This is a genomic window from Dyella sp. NPDC103356 (genome assembly GCF_055584465.1).
On the sequence record NZ_JBVJLZ010000001.1, the window covers coordinates 173,678 to 188,773 of the forward strand.

9 protein-coding genes are annotated in these 15,096 nt (G+C 60.6%); 2 read left to right on the plus strand and 7 right to left on the minus strand.

Annotation, left to right across the window (positions count from 1 at the left end; translation table 11 throughout):
- The first annotated feature begins 92 nt into the window (after positions 1-92).
- Complete coding sequence (locus ACZ6WW_RS00710; protein ID WP_465272552.1) at positions 93-494, plus strand: hypothetical protein; 402 nt, start codon at positions 93-95, stop codon at positions 492-494.
- A 9-nt stretch (positions 495-503) separates the two neighbouring features.
- On the opposite strand, the gene ACZ6WW_RS00715 is transcribed toward ACZ6WW_RS00710, so the two are convergent.
- The 7 genes from ACZ6WW_RS00715 to ACZ6WW_RS00745 form a co-directional block, all read right to left on the minus strand.
- On the minus strand, positions 504-2,351 hold the full coding sequence (locus ACZ6WW_RS00715) for a beta-galactosidase (protein WP_465272553.1): 1,848 nt from the start codon (positions 2,349-2,351) through the stop codon (positions 504-506).
- A gap of 216 nt (positions 2,352-2,567) precedes the next feature.
- A complete protein-coding gene (locus ACZ6WW_RS00720; protein ID WP_465272554.1) occupies positions 2,568-4,589 on the minus strand; it encodes an alpha-galactosidase in 2,022 nt (673 codons plus the stop codon).
- Between the two features lie 59 nt (positions 4,590-4,648).
- Positions 4,649-7,639, minus strand: coding sequence for a TonB-dependent receptor (locus ACZ6WW_RS00725; protein WP_465272555.1), 2,991 nt, complete (start codon positions 7,637-7,639; stop codon positions 4,649-4,651).
- A gap of 146 nt (positions 7,640-7,785) precedes the next feature.
- The gene (locus ACZ6WW_RS00730) at positions 7,786-10,782 is read right to left on the minus strand and encodes a TonB-dependent receptor plug domain-containing protein (RefSeq protein ID WP_465272556.1); all 2,997 of its coding nucleotides are present in this window, start codon (positions 10,780-10,782) and stop codon (positions 7,786-7,788) included.
- A gap of 97 nt (positions 10,783-10,879) precedes the next feature.
- The gene (locus tag ACZ6WW_RS00735; RefSeq protein WP_465272557.1) at positions 10,880-11,839 is read right to left on the minus strand and encodes a 1-phosphofructokinase family hexose kinase; all 960 of its coding nucleotides are present in this window, start codon (positions 11,837-11,839) and stop codon (positions 10,880-10,882) included.
- Positions 11,836-12,771: a carbohydrate kinase family protein gene (locus ACZ6WW_RS00740; RefSeq protein ID WP_465272558.1), complete on the minus strand. Its 936-nt coding sequence runs from the start codon at positions 12,769-12,771 to the stop codon at positions 11,836-11,838. The genes ACZ6WW_RS00735 and ACZ6WW_RS00740 overlap by 4 nt, the downstream gene beginning before the upstream one ends.
- A complete protein-coding gene (locus tag ACZ6WW_RS00745) occupies positions 12,768-13,934 on the minus strand; it encodes an SIS domain-containing protein (RefSeq protein ID WP_465272559.1) in 1,167 nt (388 codons plus the stop codon). The genes ACZ6WW_RS00740 and ACZ6WW_RS00745 overlap by 4 nt, the downstream gene beginning before the upstream one ends.
- Before the next feature lie 93 nt (positions 13,935-14,027).
- On the opposite strand from ACZ6WW_RS00745, the gene ACZ6WW_RS00750 reads away from it, so the two are divergent.
- Entirely contained in the window at positions 14,028-14,945 is a 918-nt protein-coding gene (locus ACZ6WW_RS00750) for a class I fructose-bisphosphate aldolase (RefSeq protein ID WP_281852542.1), read from the plus strand.
- Positions 14,946-15,096: the final 151 nt, after the last annotated feature.

Consider the following 15,096-nt stretch of genomic DNA (forward strand, 5'->3'; position numbering starts at 1 on the left):
CAAGATGCAAAACAAAAAGCCGCCTCCGGGCGGCTTTTTTTGTGGCGCGCTACCATGGCGCGGTTGTTTCTCATCGACATGGAGCTGATGCAATGAAATACGCTGTACTTATCCTGCTGCTGGCCGCGACCCCTGCCTTCGCTGCGTCGCCGATCACGCTCAAGGCCGCCGATGTGGCGCGCGACGCGGCCACCCATCCGGGCACCATCGACAAGAAGTACGCCGGCAAGCACGACATCACCGTGGTCGGCAGCTTCCTCGATTACGACAGCTACGGCGCCATGGTCGGCCAGGCGCACAAGGCCGTGCTGATGCAAGGCATGGCGGGCGAAGATGTGATCATCGGCTCGAAGGTGCAGTTCAATCCCCGCAACAACGACGACAGCGTAGTACCGGCCGGATTGACCAAGGGCCAGACGGTGACGGCACACTGCACCAAACTCGAGGAGTTGATGAAGGGTCAGGTGCTGTTGACCGGTTGTACCTTCAAGTAAAGCCCACGCTCAGCCCGCCAGGCGCGTTACCCCGCGCACTGGCGCGGCATCCACGCGATGCATGTCGAACACCAGGATCTCGTTCGCCCCTGCCTTCAACCACGGCGCCGGACAATACAGGCGCTGCTGCGGACCGATGTGCCAGTAGCGCCCCAGCAGTTGCCCGTTCACCCAGACATACCCCTTGTCCCAGCCGCTCATGTCGATATAGGTATCGCCAGGTGTCTTGAGCGACACATTCAACTTGAAGAACAGCCCCGGACGACGTGACGGCCCTGCCAGCGGCTTCAATGAGGCGATAAAGGCATCGTTCAACGGCAAGCCGTAGACGGACCAATCCACGAGCGGAAGCTCGCCGAGCCTGACCTCGCCGACAATGCCCTTGCGATCGGCCATCGCCTGGCCGTAACCGATGTGACCGAAGCTGTCGATCAGGACGTCGAGCTCGCCAGCGGGCACATCTATCTGCGATACATCGCGCACACCCGACTTGCGCACGCGCGATATCGCGTCGAGATAGCGTCCATCGCTGAATATCGTTGCGTAGTCGCGCACATCATCGATATGCAGCGTACCGCCGGTTGACAGGCGCTTGCGATAGAGCACCATCCCATGGTCTTGAGCCAACAGAATCTCGTTCGGTTGTGGATGCGATACCTGGCGCGGTGTGCCAAGGTTGTCCCAGATCGATGCATGCGGCACCGGTGTTGCCGCATCGAAGGTGATCGCCGGCGGCGGCGCGGGGATATCGGGAATCTTGTGCGCTACATGCCTGGCGATCAGTTCGCGAAAGCGATGAAAGTCCGCGGTCGCTTCGCCGCGCTCGTTGATCGGCGCACCGTAGTCGTAGCTGGTGATCACCGGCTCGAAATTGGAGTAGTCCTTGTTGGCGTTGGCACCGGCACCAAAGCCGAAGTTGCTGCCACCGTGCACGACATAGAGATTGAAGGAGCGCTTCTGCTGCAGCAGCTCGTTCAAGGTATTGGCATAGTCGGCGCTTTGCAGCTTGGGATCGCCCCAATGCGTCAGCCAACCGGGATAGCCCTCCCCTACCCATACCGGCGCGTCGCCGGCGACGGCCTGCGCTGAGGCGAAATCCGTATCGCCGTCGAGTCCGAGTGCCGTACCCGGTAGGTACGTACGCTGTTTCTGAAGCGGCCCAAGTCCGTCGGAAATCGAGAACGGGCCGTCGATGCCACGTTCCTTCCACATCGCGTGCAGCAGTTTGAGGTAGTCGAGATCGTTGCCGAACGAGGCGTATTCGTTCTCCACCTGCACCATCAGGATCGGCCCACCCGCGCTGGCCATCAACGGCTTGATCACCGGGGCGACCGCATCGAGGTAGCGACGCACGCCGGCCATGTAGCCCGCATCGTCCTTGTGGCGCACATGGCTATTTGGATCGCGCAGCAGATAAGGCGGCAAGCCGCCGAAGTCCCATTCGGCGCAGACGTACGGCCCTGGACGCAGGTAGACCCACATGCCTTCCTGCTGGCACAACCGGATGAAATGCGCGAAGTCCCGACTGCCGGTCTTCAGATCGAATACGCCCGGTTCCTGCTCGAATGCATTCCACATGATGTAGACCGCGATGGTGTTGAGCCCCATCGCTTTGGCCATGCGGATGCGGTGCAGCCAGTATTCGGCGGGGATGCGGATCGGGTGCATCTCGCCGCTGCGGATCTGGAAGGGTTTGCCGTCGAGCAGGAAGCTTTGCCTGGATAAGGTGAAGCGATGAGGGTGCCCGTCGGCGATGGGTTCGGCGCCGCTCGCCTCCTTGCCAGACGCCAGCTCAGGCAGCGCAAGCCCGGCGAGTGGTGCCAGCAGCGAAATCTTCAGGAATTCCCGTCGTTGCATCTCGTTTCCCAGTCTTCAACTTCGTTGCAGGAGCGACTTTGATCACGACTGAGAGGTACCTCGACAACCTCACAGCAATCGTCATCCCGGCGCAGGCCGGGATCCATTCCTCTATTTCCGCTTGTCAGACAACGTTTGGCAAGCATCCACGCTGAGGAGTAGATCCCGGCCTGCGCCGGGATGACGAGTAGGAAGGATTTTTAGAAAAGCCAAACGTTACGCCGAAGGTACCAACTCCAACGTCACCACCTCAAACGGCTGCAACTCAATCGTCGTGGGCTTGTCCGCATCGAACGTCACCGACAGCTTGCCGCTATCGGCCTTCCACGGACTATGCCCACTGAAATGCGTAGCCGCCCCCTCAGGCAGCTCCAACTGACGCCGCAAATCGATCACCATGCTCTGCGCCTGCGCGTCCGGATTGCGCAGCGTAACGATCGCCTTCTTCGGCGTCCATGATGCCCATCCGTAAACATCCAGCCGCCCCGGATCGCCACCGATCCAATGCGTATCGCGCAATACATCGGCGTTCTCACGCGACCAACGAGCCGATTCGGCCAAGGTATCCCAGTCCGACGCACTCAGCAGCGACGGCGTGATGTACATCTCCTGCAACTGCGTACCGGTGCCGAAGTACGAATGCACTTCGTTGGCAAAATCATGCCCGGGATCGGTGTTGAGACGATGGTTTTCCTGCGCATAGATGATGCCGTGGAGCATCAGCGAATTGAGCGGATACAGCGGCCCTTTCAGCACGATGTTGCGATAAGTCTGCGTATCCCGATAGGTGATCCACTTCTCACGATTCGTACCGACACCGGTAAGGTCATCGTCTTCGCCATCGCGCCAGATCGAATCGGCATAGCGCAGCCAAAACGGCGATGGCAACGTGCCAGTGGTGAGATTGATGAAAGTCCCCGGCTTCGCCTCGCGGATATCGTCGATCAACGCCACCGCCGCATCGAAGTCACTCGGGAAACGGCTGCCCGGAAAGACCTTGTCGGCGTTACCGGTACCGTCGAACTTGAACTGATTGATGCCGTCGTCCTTCAGCAGCTTCATCACCACATCGTGGAAGCGCTGGTAATACTTTGGCCCGGACAGCGCAAAGCCACCATCGATGATCTCGTAACCCTGCGCCTTGCCGTTCTCGACACGGATATCCTTGGGCTTGGAGTAACCGCCCCAAGGCGACAGCCAGATGCCCGGCGCTGCGCCGTATTTGGCCGCCGCCTGCTTGACCGGCACAAAGCCCTGCGGGAAATCCTTGCTGAAATTCCAGCTGCCGCTGCGATCGTCCCAGCCGTCATCGAACAGAAAGGAATCGAGTTTCACACCACGCTTGACGCTCAGCTCCTCCCCAAAGGTGTTGATCCGATCGACCGCCTGCTGCTGCGTATACGGCGTGAAGTAGCCGATGTCGTACCAGGAGTTGTAATGCAGAAACGGACGATAGGGGTGGGCGCGTTCGCGTTCGACGTAGGTCAGGAAGTCGCGCCGAAGCTGTCCCTTGTGGGTCGCACCGATCACCGCTGAATACGTGATCGACTGCCCCTTGACCAGCGGCAGGCCGCGCTCGATCCAGAGATTGAGATTCTTGCCGCGCACCGCGCTTTCGGACAGCGGATGCTCGAAGCCCAGGTAATCCTGTCCCGTAACGATCGGCGAGCCATTGACCGTGCCGATCACCTCCGCTCCTGTCGCCTGGGTCTGCAGCAGATCGACCTTCTTGATGTTCTCATCGGCCTTGAGCGCGGTAATCGTCACCTGCTCGCGCAGATAGTCCGAGCCTTCGCGCTGTACCCATTGCCAGTCGATGCGAAAACGCCCGTCGGCATCGCCAAAGCTCGCGGCAATGGCCTTGCCTGGAATACGCTCGGCCAGGCGCGGCGCTTTCGGCTCCGCCTTGAGCTTTATCACCTTGGGCTCGGACAGCAAACGGAAATCGGCTGTGGCGAGCTTGCTGCCATCGCCCAGCTCCAGCGCAAACGGCGTCGCGACCTTCAAGACCTGCTGATTGATGGCATCGGTCACTGTCATGTCAGTCAATACATGGTCTTTCAACGTCCAGCGCGCATTGACGCTCGCGTTGCCGAATTGCTGCTGATCGCCCTGCCTCGTGAATGCTACCGTCTGATCGTCAGTCCTGGCACTGATGACGCTGACCAGGCTAGCCGCGAGCATTGCCGCCAGCAGACGACGATGCCCCACGAAGCGCTTTGCTTTGGAATGATGCATGCTTTCAAACCTCATTTGCATGTTGAGGCGGCGATCACATGATCACCGCCTCAGGTGACTTACTGAAAGGTATAGCGCAGCACCAGCTGCGTGGTGCGCGGCACTTGCCAGGTGGCAGCGCCGTAGCTCGGATTGAGATTGGGTGAACCATTTGGCTGGAAGGTGCCGATGTCGTAGAGCTGATTCGAATCGATGCGCCCCTGACGATTCGTCACGTTCTGTACCTGCACATCGAGACTCAGGTGATTGATCGGATCGATATCCCAATCGTAGCCCACGCCAAGATTCCATTGCCAAAAGAATGGTAGGCGACCCGCACTACCCAGTGGCGACGGCACGTTGTTGCAATAGTGGCTGGCTGCACCGTAGAGCGACGCGGGGTTGTTTACATCCGGATAGGTTCCCAGGCAACTCAGCGGAGTACCCGTATGCATCGTCAACGTGCTGCCGATGCGCAAGCCGGTATTGAAGTAGTAGACGCCGTTGATATTAAGCGCATGGCGGATGTCGCCGGCCAACGGACCGTTGTCGTGCTCCATCAGGCCAGGGAAATCCCAATAGATCTGCTCGCCGGGACCACCGCCGGTGCGCGTGCCCAGATTAAGCAGACCATCGTCGTTACCGTAGAGGTGCGCCCAGGTATAGCTCACGTCGAGGAACCAGGGCTCCTCGGAGTTGCGCACGTGGGTCGCTTCCAACGTCACGTGTGCATACTTTCGCGCGGGTGCGGGGCCAAACACGTTTCCAGGAATCGTCAGCGACTCCAGCTTCCCGTCACCACGGTAGTCGCGTGTAAATACCTGTGCAATGCCCGGGTTGAACATCGGACAGCCGCTGGCGTCGGTGTAATCGGGATAGCCGTGGGCCCGTGCATAGTCGGTAATACCCTGGTTGTAACAGGTGTCGTCGATGATCCGCTTGAGCGAACTGAAGCCCAGTTCCGTCAGGGTGGTCCAGCTCGCCCCGATCGTGTTCTGCATATAGACCTGGAACTCGTACTGGTACGGCGCCTTGATATTTGAGGTGGCCACGTTATTCGCGCTGGGCGCAAGACCGTCGATCAGGGTTGACTGCGGCCCTATCTGAGTCAGACCCGTCGGCGCCTGAGTCGAAGGATCGCGACCGGTATACGTAAAGTAACGATGCCACTCGTACACGGCACCCGCCGCACCGTTATTGACGCTCGAAGGTATCGATAGCGCGTACTTTCCAAGATTGGCGCCCAGCTTCATGCTGCTGTCGCCGTGGACGTCCCAGGAAACACCCAAACGTGGCGAAGTAATGGGCATATGCCAGATGTTCTGGCCATTGACGTTCTTGTTGATGAAGGTATCGAAGCGCATACCGCCGTAAATGACCCAGCGATCGGCGACCTGCCAATAATCGTCCGCGTAGAACGCCTTGTTGACGGTATAGAAGGCACCGCCCGTGCTTTCGAAGAACTGATCCACATAGCGCCCGTCGCCAGGCACGACCGAGCCATTGGGCAGTACCGCGCCGGGCTGTGTATGGTAGGTCCAATCACCACCTTGACTGGTTGCGATGGTGTTATTGATGTAGTGCTTGTAATGCTCGGCACCGATAGTGACCTTGTGATCGCCCAGGTTCCAGGTGAAGTCCCCCTTGAAGCCGCGGCGCCAGTACTCGAACGGGAATAGCTGATTGGCTTCGGTGGTCAGGCCGATGTTGCGCGACTTCTGGGTAACCGGATCCACTTCGGTCACATAGGGCAGACCGCTACCGCTGGTCGACGTTGGACTGAGCGATGACTCGCTCAAATAGCCGCCCATCAGACGCAGGCTCATCGTGTCGTTGATCTGCCAGTTGTAGTTCCCGATCAGGAACTGATCTTTGACATGGGTGGCATTCCAACCGAAATACTTGCCTGCCGAACTCGGATCGTAATCACGGCTCAGGGAGTACTGGTTGTTGAAGGTGTCCTTCCAGCTACGATTGCCAACAATATTCAGGCTTTGATCGTTGTTGATGTTCCAGGTCAGATTCAGCAGACCGTTCTTGTTCCGACTTGTCGCATTCGTATGGAACGTCTGGCTATTGGTGGTGCTTTGATTGTTCGGCGAGTTACCCAATAACGCGAAGAAGAACAGTCGGTCTTTGATCAACGCACCCGATGCCCACAGGTACTGACTGGCCACATTCGCCGCGTGCGTATTGGCACTGTCGTAGTTGTAGTAGTTTCCCTGGGAATCGAACGAATCGCGTTGGCGCGGATTGAGCAGGCGCGAGGTCGGCGGCGTGAAGTACAGCGAGTAGCCGGCCTGGAAATGATTCGTTCCCTGGCGCACCGTACCGGCAAGAATACCGCCGGTAGAACTTGTCCAGGTGGTCGTGCCGTTACTCGAAATGACCTGAACCGAGCTCACCGCTTCGTCCGGCAGCTTGGTCGTACCCAGACCGTTATAGTCATAGGTGGTATCGAATTCGTTGTAGTAATAACGGTTTTCTGCCGGACTCGCACCGCCGATCTGCACCAGCTGCGTGGTCTGGTTGTCGTAGCGTACATTGGACTTGAGCAGAGCGATGCTTTCGAAGCTACGACCGGTCGGCAGCTGGTTGACCAACGCCATGTTGTAGTTGCTTGCAAGCTGTGGCGTGCTCACATCAATGGGAACAATGTCCGAATTGATCGTGTTCGCACTCACATTGATGCCTGACAGCGTCGAAGCCTTGGGCGAGCCCGCTGTCACAGCCGCTGTCGACAGCGCTGCCACCGGCGTCTGGACGTTCGGTGTCACCACCACATCCCGCTTACCGACCTCCTGGCCGCCTTGCGAGATCGTTACCGTATAACGTCCCGGGTTCAATCCAGCCAGCGTATAACGCCCATCCGCATCCGGATGCAGCTCCTTGTGATAGCCCGTGGCCGCACTGTCGACCGCGACGGTGACATCGGCACCGCCGGGCTCCTTGCCATAAAGGCCACCGGTAATCGATTGTGCCTGCGTCACCCCGGCACCCAAGGCCATCAACAACCCCATCGCCAACACGGTCTTGCTACAACACCCGCGCCTTCCCCTTACGTTGTTCATGCCATGCCTCGTTGGTGGATTTAGAAAGCGTCGCCAGATCCCCTGCGACATCCCTCTGCGAATACGCCACGAGTTCCTCCCCGCGGCCTGAGACGTTCAATGCGTTCGCGGCGGACCTCCCCAGGTCGTCGCCGCGAACTGATGCATCAGAAGCGCTGTTGGTAACGCACGTAGACGTAGCGACCGATGTCGTACGAGGCGTTGTAGTTGTAGGGCGTGTCGCTGCCGGCATAACCGCCGTACACGTACGGCCCGACGCGATTGAAGAGGTTGTTGGCACCGACCGAGATCGTGCCCTTCCACGGTGCGTTCCAGTACAGCTGCAGATCGTGAAACGTGACCGAGCCGATCTGCGTCATCGGCTGCGTGCCGACACCCGCGGCGTAGTAATCAGGCAGGCTGCATGGGAAGGCGCTGCGTCCGTCGGTGAATGCGCATGGCGCCTTTAGCGGCGAGAAATAGCGCATGGTCCAGCTCGCTCCGAAGTCGCGCCATTCCCAGTTCAAGGTCAGGTTGCCGCGCAGGCGCCACACCGAAGTCGCCGTGATATTCGACGAGATACCGGCGCCGTTGACCACGGCGGAACCGATCGTCGGCAACGTATCGAAGCGGCTGACATAGGTACCGCTCAGGTTCGCTTTGATGCGGCCGAACGCGTACTCAGGCAGCGCATAGGCCACCGAGAAATCGTAGCCGCTGGTCTTCTGCCAGCCCGCGTTGGTTTCCAGGTTCAGCAGGTTGTAGATCTGACCGGTGCCCGGCTGACGCTGGAACTGGTTGCACGCGTCGACCATGCCGTACTGATAGCAATTGGCCAGCACCTGATCGTTGCCGATGCCGGTGATCAGGTTGCGGATGTTGTAGCGCCAGTAGTCGACGCTCAGGTTGAAGCCTTGCAGCCAGCCTGGGCTGTAGACGAACCCGAATTGCGAGTTGTACGAAGTCTCCGGCTTCAGATTGACGTTGCCACCGGTGAAATTGGTGGTGGGCACCGCGCCACTGCCGCTGGCGGTCGTGATCGGCTGGCCGCTCACGTCGACCTGGCGGAAATCGGCCGGCACGCCAGCGATACCGCCGTAGCCGCTCAGACATCGCTGAGCAACCGTGGCGTTGTTGCCGTAAGCGCCAGGGCCATACACCGCATCGCAGGGGTCGGTGAACGTACCGGCCGGATAACGGCCTTGATAGAGATCGTTGACCGTGGGCGCGCGAAAACCGGTGCCGTAACTTGCACGTACCAGCAAATCCTCGATCGGCTGCCACGTCAGCTTGAACGCATTGTTGTTGGTGATGCCGAAGTTGCTGTAGTCGGAATGACGGCGCGCCACGTCCAGGCTCAGGCTCTGTGCGCCCGGCAAGTCTTTAAGCAGCGGCGCGTTCAACTCCACATAGGCTTCGTTGAGGCTGTACTCGCCGCTGTTGGACAGCACGCCACCATCGCTGGATAGTCCTTGCTGCGCATAGGCGTCCGGATCGTCGTAACCGGAAACACGGCGATGCTGGATGCCGGTCGCGAAGGTCAGATCGCCACCCGGCAACGGAAACAGGTTGCCGGTGATATCGGCCGCTGTAGCCTGCTCGCGACTGCCGTAACGCTCGACGCTGCTGATCGCTAGGTAGTCGAGCATCTGCTTGGTGAAGCCACCCGGCCCGGCCAGCGGATTGATCGGTACGCAGCCGGCGATCACATTGCCGGGCGTGCCGCAATGCACGACACCATCGCCACCCATGAACGAGGGACCCAGGCCCTGCTGCACCTTGACCAGATCGAAGTACCCGGGGCGGGTGTTGATGCCCTTGATCTTGCTGTCGTAGTGATAGACATCCCAATTGAAGGTGTGATCGTCACCGATAGTGAAGTTGCCTTCCAGCCCCAGGCTGTAGCGATAGTTGGTCGGGTTGTTGTAGCTCTGGTTGGCGTACTGCAGATCCGCCATGCGGCGATAGAACTTGGTCGCCTGCCCCGGCAGTGGGTTGTAGTAACTGTTGGGGTCGAGCGTCGACGGATAGGCCAGGTTGCTGCCCATGCCGCTGTAAAGCGTGGAATAGCCCGACTGCGCATACTCACGGTCGATGTTGTATCCGTAGTTGAACTTCGCCGTCAGGTTGGACGTGAGGTTCAGATGCGCATCGATGTACAGGTTCTTGGTGGTGTCGGCGGTACGCAGCATCGACTGCTTGCCGCTGTTGTTGTTATACGTATACGAGCCGGCATCGGCGAGGCTGCCGATATCGCCGGCACCATTGAATTTCTGCGGAATGAATGGGCTGTAGTCGGCGATATTCCGTGAATCGGCACCGGGATTGAGCACCACGCGCCCGCCTGGTGCATTGGTGATCAAGCCATTCGGCTTGGTATAGCTCAAGCCGTAATACGGATGCCGGTCGGTCCACGGATAGCTCGAAAAACTGCGATCGCCCGCCCAGACCGGGTCCTGCTTCTGATACGACGCACTGATCACGATGCCGCCGCGCTCCCCGCTCTTGCCGGCCGTCACGCTGTACTGGTTCTGCTTGCCGTCGCTGTGCGGGGCATACATGCCGTTATAGGTGTCGATTTCGACGCCGTTGAAATCCTTGCGCGTGATGATGTTCACCACCCCGGCGATCGCGTCCGAACCATAGACCGCCGATGCGCCGGTAGCCAACACTTCGATGCGGTCGATCACCGACGCGGGAATCACATTGATATTGGTGTAGCCACCGTGCGCTGCGCCGATACGTTGCCCATTGAGCAAGACCAGCGTGCGCGGCGCGCCGAGCCCACGCAAGTTGATGAACTGGCCACCCTGGTTGGGGCCCAGATCGCCCGGCGCGGAGGTACTGAGATCGGGCGTTGCCGCCGCGGAAACGTTCTGCAGAATCTGGCCGACGGTGGCAAAACCCTGGCGTTGAATATCGGCGGCACTGATGGTGATCAGCGGCTGTGCGTCGGCGACATCCACGCTGCGGATGTTCGAGCCGGTCACCGTGATCTGCTGCAGGTTCTTCGCCTTGTCCGGCGCCGTCGAGGCTGGCGCATTCGCGTCCTGCGCAACGGCATCATGGGCAAACGCAAGGCCGCCCAGGGCCAGCGCCAGACAAGCTGCGAATGGGGACAAGCGCACGCCTGCGCGAGCGCACTTCTGTTGGTTAAAACGCATTACAACTCTCCTCCCGGTGTTGCCCGATGTCCTGAGCTGCTGCTGCAGTAACCTCGGCATGTCGCGACGGCGCCCATGGGCGGCCGTCTTGTTGTTGTCAGTGCTGGTGAATCACCGACGGCTTGTCCCCTGTGACACGTCGCACACGCACGCGAGGCAGCAAGGCCTCGACCGTGTCGCGTTCGACAAAACCTGTTTCTTCGTTCAATGCATTGGCGGCACCGCAGGCCACGCCCAACGCCAGCGCTTCGGCCAGCGGCATGCTGCGGTGAATGCCCACGGTCAACCCCGCCAGCAGACAATCACCCGAGCCCACGGTGTTGCGCGCCTTGTCTATCGACAACTCCGCGTGCCATACGCCCTCTGTATCCGCGACGATGGCGCCGAGCGCGCCCATCGACACCACCGGCATGGCAACACCGCGTGCGCGCAGATCGCATGCAGCTTGGGCTGCCGAATCGACACTGTCGATGGCATAGCCCAGCAACGCGATGGCTTCATCGCGGTTGGGCTTGATCAGATAAGGCGCTGCCGCCACGGCTTGCTGCAGCACATCACCGCTGGCGTCGACCAGGCAGCGCTTGCCGAAATGGCGCACACCTTCGGCCAGGGTCGCATAGGTCGTCGGTAACATGCCGCGTGGCAGGCTGCCCGATAGAACTGCCAGTTCACTCTCGTCCACTGCGCGCCAAAAAGCAGAGCGCAGTGCTTCGCACTGACGCTCTGTCAGCAATGGTCCACGCCCCAGCACTTCGGTAATAGCGCCGGCAGCGTCCTGCACGGCGATACAGAGGCGTAGATCCTCGCCAATCTCGACACCATGGAACAACACACCACGCTCGGCCATGCGCTGCGTGATCAAATTTCGATGTGCCTTATCGACCAGGCCGACCAGTTGCACGCGTTCGCCGAGCGCCGCAATGGTCTGCGCCACGTGCATGCCCTTGCCGCCCGGATAAACACGCTCGTCCAGCGCACGACTGACCTCGCCGGCTCGAAACTGCTCGACACGCATCAAGCGATCGATCGCCGTATTGAAACCGGCGACAGTAATCATGCCGATGCGGCCAGCAAGGCGATGGCTTCGGCCTCGGTCGCCTGTCGCGTCGTACCGCCGATACCGCGCGTGGACAGGCTGCCGCACGCGCTGCCCCAGCGCAGACATTCGATCAGGGGTATATCGCGCAGCCATGCGTGCAAAAAGCCCGCGTCGAAAGAATCACCCGCGCCGGTGCTATCGACAGCGTCGATATCGTAAGCCGGCACATTGAGCAAATCGCCACCGTCAAGCGTTACGCAGCCGAGTCTGCCGCGTTTGACCACCGTGCGCGTGCGCCCGTTAACCAGGGCATACAACGCGTCGGCAATCGAGTCCTTGCCGGTGATCGCCAGCAACTCGTCTTCGTTGGGCAAAAACAGATCGACCGCCTGCAACGTGTCGATCAGGTCCACGCCCCAGATGCGGCGCGGATCGAAACCCGGATCGAGTGATGTGGTCAGGCCCGCTGCGCTAGCGCGCTCGAACAGCGCCTTGCACCGCGGTCGCAGCGCTTCCTGCAGATAGAACGACGACACATGCAGATGATCGGCCTGCGCCAAGAGCGCATCGCTGACTTCCTCTGCACGCAAGTCGGCAATTGCACCGGCATAGGTCACCAGCGCGCGATCCTGCTGGGTCGATAGCGACACGGTGACGCCCGTACGCAGTGAGGCGTCCGGGCGCAGGGAGTCGGTATCGATACCTGCACCACGCAGGGCACCCAGGCAATAGTGACCCCAGGCGTCATCGCCAAGCTTGCCGTGAAAAGTTACCGGATCGCCCAGTCGCGCCAGGCCCATCGCGCAGATCATCGATGAGCTGCCGGGCGTCATCAGCACATCGTCGGCCAGCACTTCCTGGCCCGGCGTCGGTGCACCGCCCAGGCCCTTGAAGACGAGATCGACATTGATCTCGCCAACCACCAGGATGCGCTTGGCCGCGGAACTCATGGTGTCGCCCCGTGAATCGCGAACTCGCCCACCACGCGAGTCAATACGCCTTGCGATGGCGTATCGGGTTTGTCGCCCAACTGCAGACATCGGAAGAAAGCGAGCAACTGACCGACCACGACGTCCGCCAGCAATGTGGGTACCTCGCCATGCGTGCCAAGCCCCTGCAGCTCGATGGCTACATCACGCTCGTCGAGCAGATCGGTAGGAATGCCTTCGCCGACGATGAGCTTGCCCAGCCCCAGCCCCTTGCGCGAAAGCTCGCGCAGCAGGTCGATCTCGTAACCGCGCACCGTCGCATCGGGCGACAGGAAGGCCACGATCAACGTGCCGGGATGCACGGAAGACATCGGCCCATGCCGCAAGCCGAGAAACGTTTCCGCCAGCGTGATGACCTTGCCGCCGGTCATCTCCAGCATTTTCAACGCGGCTTCATGCGCAACGCCGATGCCGCCACCGCTGCCCAGATACACTGCCGAGGTCATCGGGCGCTGTGCGACGCCGGCAATTGCATCGCCATAGCGATCAAACACACGCTGTGCGTTCTCCGCCAGCGGCGACTGCGCGTCGAGTTGCAGTGCGCTCGCGGTGTCGCGCAGCAAACCCGTACCGGCCAACAGCAGATTGGAAAAACTGCTGGTCATCACCAGGCTGCGGTCGTTGGTGCGCTCGTCCAGCACCACCACATCCACACGCGGCTCGTCGCGATAGAGCGTGGCGAGCTTGCCGTTGGCATTGCAGGTAATGACCAGATGACGCCAGCCCGGCGCCTCGTCCAGCAGGCGGCTGACCACCCCGCAGCTTTCCGGGCTGTCGCCCGAGCGGGCGAGCGACACCAGCAGGCCCGAACCGGGCGGCAGCACGCCACGCCAATGCGTGAGCAAGGTGCCAGCGGCAATCGCCTGCACGGGAACGTCCAGGCCGGCCTGCAAGGTCGGGGCGATCGATTCGCCGATATACATGGAGCTGCCCGATCCGGTCAGCACGATGTGCGTGGGCTTGTAGGACAACGCGTGGGCAAAAACACGGGCCACCTCCGGCCGGTTCACCAGCTCGGCCGTGCCCTGCCAGGTCTGCGGCTGCTGCAGGATCTCGCGCAGGGTGTCGGTGTAGCCGGCCGCCTGCTGTTCGGCGGCGGGGGCTGCCGCCAGGGCCTCAAGCACGCTTTTTTCTTTCGTTTTCTTATCAAGTATTGACATTTTGCTCAATTCACTCGAATGTGAAACCATCCGATCACGGATTCAACGGTATTCGAAATGAATAAGCACTTGCAACACCTTTCGAACTCTTACGAGTCGCTATCGAAGCTTTCGCTCTCGCACGGCAAGCGCACGCGCCTGTGGCGCCTGCTCTACGGCCACGGCCCGCGCAACGGCAGCCTGCTGGTGCTGCCGCTGGATCAGGGCCTAGAACACGGCCCGACCGACTTTTTCCCCAATCCCCCGGCGGTCGATCCGGACTACCAGTTCCGGCTCGCCGTCGAGGGGAATTTTTCGGCTATTGCCCTGGGTGTGGGCTTGGCCGAGAAGTACATGGGCGCGTACGCCGGCCAGGTGCCGCTGATCCTCAAGCTCAACGGCAAGACCAATATTCCCAGCGACGCCGACGCCACCTCGCCGCTGTTCGCATCGGTGGAAGACGCCGTGCGCCTGGGTGCCGATGCGGTCGGCTACACCATGTATGTCGGTTCGCCGCGCCAGCACGACGAATTCCGCCAGTTCGAAAAAGTACGCCAGGATTGCGAGCGCTACGGCATGCCGCTGGTGGTGTGGTCGTACCCGCGCGGTGCGGCAATCGAAGCCAAGGGTGGCAAGGGCACGCTGTTCGCGCAGGACTATGCCGCACGCGTTGCACTGGAGCTGGGTGCCGACCTGGTCAAATTGCACGAACCCGACGACAAGCGTGCCAACGTTCCCGCGCCCTATGACAAGCTCGATGAAGACGCCAGCGCACGCACCGAACGCGTCGTGCGTTCGGCCGGCCGCACCATGGTGCTGTTCTCCGGCGGCGAAAAGAACGACGACGACGCGGCCGTGCTGCGCAAGGTCGAGTTCTATATGGCCTCGGGCGCGCAGGGCGTGATGTTTGGTCGCAATATGTGGCTGCGTCCGCTGGATCAGGCGGTGGCGCTGGTCAAGCAGGTGCATACGATCATGGCGAAGTATCCGCGGTGAGACAAAACGAGGGGGGACGAAAATCTCGAAGAAACCCCTCTTAGCCGTCATCCCGGCGAAGGCCGGGATCCAGTGCCTTTCGCTTCATTGTGGCGAAGACACTGGGCCCCGGCCTTCGCCGGGGCGACGACAAAAAATGAGGTTATTGGAA